Here is a 5,018-nt window from a genome sequence, read left to right on the forward strand (position 1 = left end):
CCATGAGGGCGTCGTCGCCCTGCCGGAATTGCTGGAAGACCTTGCCGCGCTCGGCATGGCAAGCGTTTTGGTCGAAGGCGGCGCCAAGGTGGCCAAGGCCTTCCTCGAGGAAGACCTTGTCGACCGTATCGTGCTGTTCCAGGGGCCGGACGCCATTGGCGAAGACGGTATTGCATCGCCGATCGACGCCGACCATATCCCGGCCGGATTTCGCAAACTGCGCGACATGCGCTTCGGCGAGGACAGCTACGCCGAGTGGGTAAGACCATGATCCCAAAAAGTGGAAACCGGTTTTTGGATCAGATCAGGTCAAAACGAAAGAAGCTCTCTGATGTTTACGGGAATTGTGACCGACGTTGGCACGGTAGCCGCTGTGAAGCCGCTCGCCGAAGGCGTCGGGCTGCGCATCGACACGGCCTACGATCCGGAGACCATCGCCATCGGCGCATCGATCTCCTGCGGCGGCGTCTGCCTCACCGTCACGGCGCTCCCCGAACATGGCTCGAACGCGCGCTGGTTCGAGGTCGAGGCTTGGGAGGAAGCGTTGAGGCTGACCACCGCGTCGAGCTGGAAATCCGGCACCCGGATCAATCTCGAACGGGCGCTGAAGGTCGGCGACGAGCTCGGCGGCCACATCGTCTCCGGCCATGTCGACGGCACCGCCGAGATCGTCGAGCGCAAGGAGGAGGGCGACGCCGTGCGCTTCACGCTGGAGGCGCCGCGCCATCTGGCGAAGTTCATCGCGCCGAAGGGTTCGGTCGCACTCGACGGCACATCGCTCACCGTCAACAAGGTCCAGGGCACCCGCTTCGATGTTCTTCTCATCCATCACTCGCTGAGCGTCACCACTTGGGGCGAGCGCCAGGCCGGCGACCGCGTCAACATCGAGATCGACACCATGGCCCGCTACGCCGCGCGCTTGGCGGAGGCGGGGAAGGAAGGGCTGTGATGACCAAAGACGAGATTGGCTCCGCTTGGCGGGAAAAGCTCCACGTCGAGGACGCGACGGCCTCAATCTGCCGGTCAACGATCGCAAGGTATTCATTGAAGCGCTGACCAATCCGCGGCCGGCGAACGATCGTCTGAGGGATACGGTGCGTCGCTATCGCCAGGCTACTGGCGTCTGACTGCAACAATCTTCCGCTTGCGATCAACCCCGCTTCGGCATAAGTCACCGGCAACCCCCCGGAGACTTTTATGGCAGGCACATCCCAACACGGCAAAGCGTTCATTCGCCCGAAGGCGAAGGCGCATCTGCTCATTGTCGAAGCGCGTTTTCACGACGATCTGGCCGACGCGCTTCTGGAAGGCGCGACAGCCGCGCTCGATGATGCCGGCGCCACCTATGACGTCGTGACCGTTCCCGGTTCGCTGGAGATACCGGCCGTCATCACCTTCGCGCTCGATGGCGCCGCCGAAGGCGGCACGCATTATGACGGCTTTGTCGCGCTCGGCACCATCATCCGCGGCGACACCTATCATTTCGACATCGTCGCCAATGAATCGAGCCGCGCGCTGATGGACCTTGCGGTGCAGGAAGCGATCGCGATAGGCAACGGTATCCTGACCACCGAGAACGACGCGCAGGCATGGACGCGCGCGAAGAAGACCGAGGGCGACAAGGGTGGCTTCGCCGCGCGCGCGGCGCTGACCATGATCGCGTTCAAAGAGAAATTCGGAGCCCAATCGTGACCGAGCCTGCCTCGACCGGAGCGGTACGTCACGCCAACAAGCGCGGCGCCGCCCGCCTTGCTGCCGTTCAGGCGCTTTATCAGATGGATGTGGCCGGCAGCGGCGTCTTCGAGATCACGGCCGAATATGAGGCCTTCCGCCTCGGCAAGGAAGTCGATGGCGCGCTCTACCGCGAGGCGGACGCGCAATGGTTCCGCGCCATCCTGACCGGCGTCGTCGAGAACCAGAAGACCATTGACCCGGTCATCCGCCAGGCGCTGACCGAGGATTGGCCGCTGTCGCGGCTGGATTCGACGCTGCGCGCTATCCTGCGCGCCGGCGTCTACGAATTGATGAAGCGCGAAGACGTGCCGGTGGCCGTGATCGTGTCCGAATATGTCGACATCGCAAAAGCTTTTTACGAGGAAGACGAACCCAAGCTGGTGAATGCCGTTCTCGATCGCGTCTCGCGCCGGGTTCGCGGTGAGGGGCGCGGCAAGGACGCTTCGTGACGACCGCAACGGCCGCGGTCGCCGCGACCGGCAGGGAAGGGCGCCGCACAGCCGTCCTGCTTGCCGCCGCGCAGGCGATCGTCGGTTCGGCCGCTCCGATCGCCATATCGCTCGGCGCGCTGGCCGGGCAATACCTGCTCGGTCCCGACAAGTCTCTCGCGACGGCGCCGATCACCGGCTTCAATCTCGGCGTGGCGCTCGGAGCCTTGCCGGCCGCCGCCATCATCCGCAGCCTCGGCTATCGCGGCGGCTTCATGACCGGCACCGTGGTCACCGCGCTCGGCGCCCTGATCGCGACCCTCGCGCTCTTCCAGGCGAGCTTTTGGCTGTTTGCCTTCGGCCTTTGCGTGATCGGCGTCGGCGGCGCCTTCGTGCAGCAGTTTCGCTTCGCGGCCGCCGACAACGCGCCGCCGCAATTCAAGGCGCGCGCCATCTCCTTTGTGCTAGCGGGCGGCATCGTCACCGCCATCCTTGGACCGCAGATCGTCATTTACACCCGCGAACTGCTGGCCCCAGTTATGTTCGCGGGATCCTTCGCTTCGATCCTGCCGCTTGCGGCGGTTGGCGCGCTTATCCTGTCGTTCCTGCGTGTGTCTTCAACGACCAACACCGTCACCGAAACCGCTGCAAGCGATGGCCGGCCGCTGGCTGAAATCGTCACCCAGCCGCGTTTCGTCGCAGCACTTTTCTGCACCGTCGGCAGCTACGCGCTGATGAGCTTCGTCATGACCGGCGCGCCGCTCGCCATGGTCGGCTGCGGCCTGTCGGAAGACGATGCGACGCTGGGCATTTCCTGGCACGTCATGGCCATGTTCGGGCCGAGCTTCTTCACCGGCTCGCTGATCCATCGCTTCGGCGCCGAACGCATCCTGGCCACTGGCCTCGTGCTCCTGATCGGCTGCGCCACGGTGGCGCTTTCCGGACTGCATCTGTGGCAATTCTGGACCGCGCTGATCCTGCTCGGGCTTGGCTGGAACTTCGGCTTCATCGGCGCAACGGCCATGGTCGCGGCCAGCTACCGCCCCTCCGAGAAAAGCAAGGTGCAGGGTTTCCACGACTTCGTCCTGTTCGGCTCCGTCGCCTTCTCCTCGCTCATGTCAGGCGCGATCTACAACGCATGGGGCTGGACGATGCTCAACTGGGTCGTCTTCCCGGTCGTCGCGCTTTGCTTTGTCGCGCTCGGCACGTTGAGGATGGTAGGCTCCCGCGAACGCTGAGGAAGGTGCCGAGGCCGTTCCGGCGACAAGTCCGAAACGGCCGGCGTCATGCATCAGGCGGGAGCACCTGCAGCACCCGCGCTATGAACATGTGGAACTCGTCCATGTAATTGCGCAGGAATGTTTCGGTTGACGCCACAGTCACCTCGCCGTCGTCGGTGATCAATCCCGGGGTAAACTGGATATAGGCTTCGGGAGAGTTCATCTGGGGTGCGTTGCAGAAGCTGAGCACGCTGCGCAGGCTCTGCTGGGCGACGGCTGTCGCGATCGCGCCTGGCGAGGTTCCGATGACGGCAGTCGGTTTGCGGGCGAAAGAGTTCTTGCCGTAGGGCCTGCTCGCCCAGTCGATTGCGTTCTTCAGGCCGCCGGGGATCGAGCGGTTGTATTCCGGCGTGACGAAAAGCACTGCCTGGACGGACGCGATGGCCTTCTTGAACTCCAGGGCGACCGGCGGAAAGTCGGCATCATAGTCGTAGCTGTAGAGCGGCAGGTCCTTGAAGGGGATTTCCGTCATCTCAAGTTCGGGCGGCGCCAGTTTCACGAGGGCCTTCGCAAGCTTGCGGTTGATGGAGCCCTTGGCAAGGCTGCCGATGAGGTAGCCGACTTTATGCTTGGCCATGACCCACTCCCTGTTTTGGCCGCCGACCCGCCTTTCCCTAATATCCCCCAGAACAGGGCAGGCCGCCAGCCGACCTTAGGTCGGCATAGCCATGGCGGGGTGCGGCCGTGCCTTCGTCTGGCCGAACAAAATTATTGCGTGTATTCCCCTAGTTATGAAACCGTATGCCCCGACCGGCCGTTGAAGCTGTGCTCATATGCGACCACCGACTGAACGGCTTATAGCAAGGGATTTTCACAATGTTTTCAGCTAGAAAGCTCGCTTTCGCGGCGATGGCGCTTGGTATTGCGACGGCATCGGCGAATGCCCAGGTGGTGGTGTCTTCCAAGATCGACACCGAAGGCGGCGTGCTGAGCAACATCATCCAGCTCGTGCTCAACGCCAACAACATCAAGACCACCGACCGCATCCAGCTCGGCGCGACGCCCGTGGTGCGTAAGGCGATCACCGCTGGCGAGATCGACATCTATCCAGAATATACGGGTAATGCCGCCTTCTTCTTCCAGAAGGCCGACGATCCGGTCTGGAAGGACGCCGCCAAGGGCTACGAGACCGCCAAGAAGCTCGACTACGATGCCAACAAGATCGTGTGGCTGTCGCCGTCGCCGGCCAACAACACCTGGGCGATCGCGCTGCGCAAGGAAGTGGCTGACGAGAACAAGCTCGCCACCTTGTCGGACTTCGGCAAGTATGTCGCCGGCGGCGGCAAGGTGGTGCTCGCGGCTTCCGCCGAGTTCGTGAATTCGGCGGCGGCGCTCCCCGCCTTCCAGACGACCTACGGGTTCATGCTGAAGCCGGACCAGTTGATCACCCTCTCCGGCGGAGACACCGCGGCAACCATCGCTGCCGCCGCCAACCAGACCAACGGCGCCAACGCCGCCATGGTCTATGGCACCGACGGCGGCATCCAGCCCTCCGGCCTCGTCGTGCTCGAGGACGACAAGGGTGTGCAGCCGGTCTACCAGCCGGCACCGATCATCCGCGAAGAGGTCCTTAAGC

At 63.6% G+C, this 5,018-nt stretch carries 7 protein-coding genes; 6 read left to right on the plus strand and 1 reads right to left on the minus strand.

Annotated features, from left to right (window positions below):
- The 5 genes from EOA27_RS21485 to EOA27_RS21510 form a co-directional block, all read left to right on the plus strand.
- Positions 1-271 (plus strand): dihydrofolate reductase family protein (locus EOA27_RS21485; RefSeq protein WP_189562077.1); only part of this gene is annotated, 271 nt, incomplete at its 5' end.
- 60 nt (positions 272-331) lie between these two features.
- Positions 332-949: a riboflavin synthase gene (locus EOA27_RS21490; RefSeq protein ID WP_126082940.1), complete on the plus strand. Its 618-nt coding sequence runs from the start codon at positions 332-334 to the stop codon at positions 947-949.
- 248 nt (positions 950-1,197) lie between these two features.
- Complete coding sequence (gene ribH / locus EOA27_RS21500; RefSeq protein WP_126082938.1) at positions 1,198-1,692, plus strand: 6,7-dimethyl-8-ribityllumazine synthase; 495 nt, start codon at positions 1,198-1,200, stop codon at positions 1,690-1,692.
- On the plus strand, positions 1,689-2,183 hold the full coding sequence (nusB, locus tag EOA27_RS21505; RefSeq protein ID WP_040999924.1) for a transcription antitermination factor NusB: 495 nt from the start codon (positions 1,689-1,691) through the stop codon (positions 2,181-2,183). The genes ribH and nusB overlap by 4 nt, the downstream gene beginning before the upstream one ends.
- A complete protein-coding gene (locus EOA27_RS21510; protein WP_126082937.1) occupies positions 2,180-3,400 on the plus strand; it encodes an MFS transporter in 1,221 nt (406 codons plus the stop codon). Before nusB ends, EOA27_RS21510 begins: the two co-directional genes overlap by 4 nt.
- Before the next feature lie 46 nt (positions 3,401-3,446).
- Here EOA27_RS21510 and EOA27_RS21515 read toward each other — a convergent pair whose 3' ends face one another.
- Complete coding sequence (locus tag EOA27_RS21515; protein ID WP_126082936.1) at positions 3,447-4,019, minus strand: NADPH-dependent FMN reductase; 573 nt, start codon at positions 4,017-4,019, stop codon at positions 3,447-3,449.
- Between the two features lie 272 nt (positions 4,020-4,291).
- Here EOA27_RS21515 and EOA27_RS21520 point away from each other — a divergent pair.
- Positions 4,292-5,018: glycine betaine ABC transporter substrate-binding protein (locus EOA27_RS21520; protein WP_348639868.1), on the plus strand; the 727-nt coding region annotated here is incomplete at its 3' end.

Source organism: Mesorhizobium sp. M2A.F.Ca.ET.037.01.1.1, from assembly GCF_003998075.1.
In the GTDB taxonomy this organism is placed as follows: Bacteria; Pseudomonadota; Alphaproteobacteria; order Rhizobiales; family Rhizobiaceae; genus Mesorhizobium.

What these genes read in the sequence shown, in the direction of transcription:
- EOA27_RS21490 (WP_126082940.1), top strand. Translation starts at nt 332, where the DNA reads ATGTTTACGGGAATTGTGACCGACGTTGGCACGGTAGCCGCTGTGAAG.
- ribH (WP_126082938.1), top strand. Translation starts at nt 1,198, where the DNA reads ATGGCAGGCACATCCCAACACGGCAAAGCGTTCATTCGCCCGAAGGCG.
- EOA27_RS21515 (WP_126082936.1), bottom strand. Translation starts at nt 4,019, where the DNA reads ATGGCCAAGCATAAAGTCGGCTACCTCATCGGCAGCCTTGCCAAGGGC.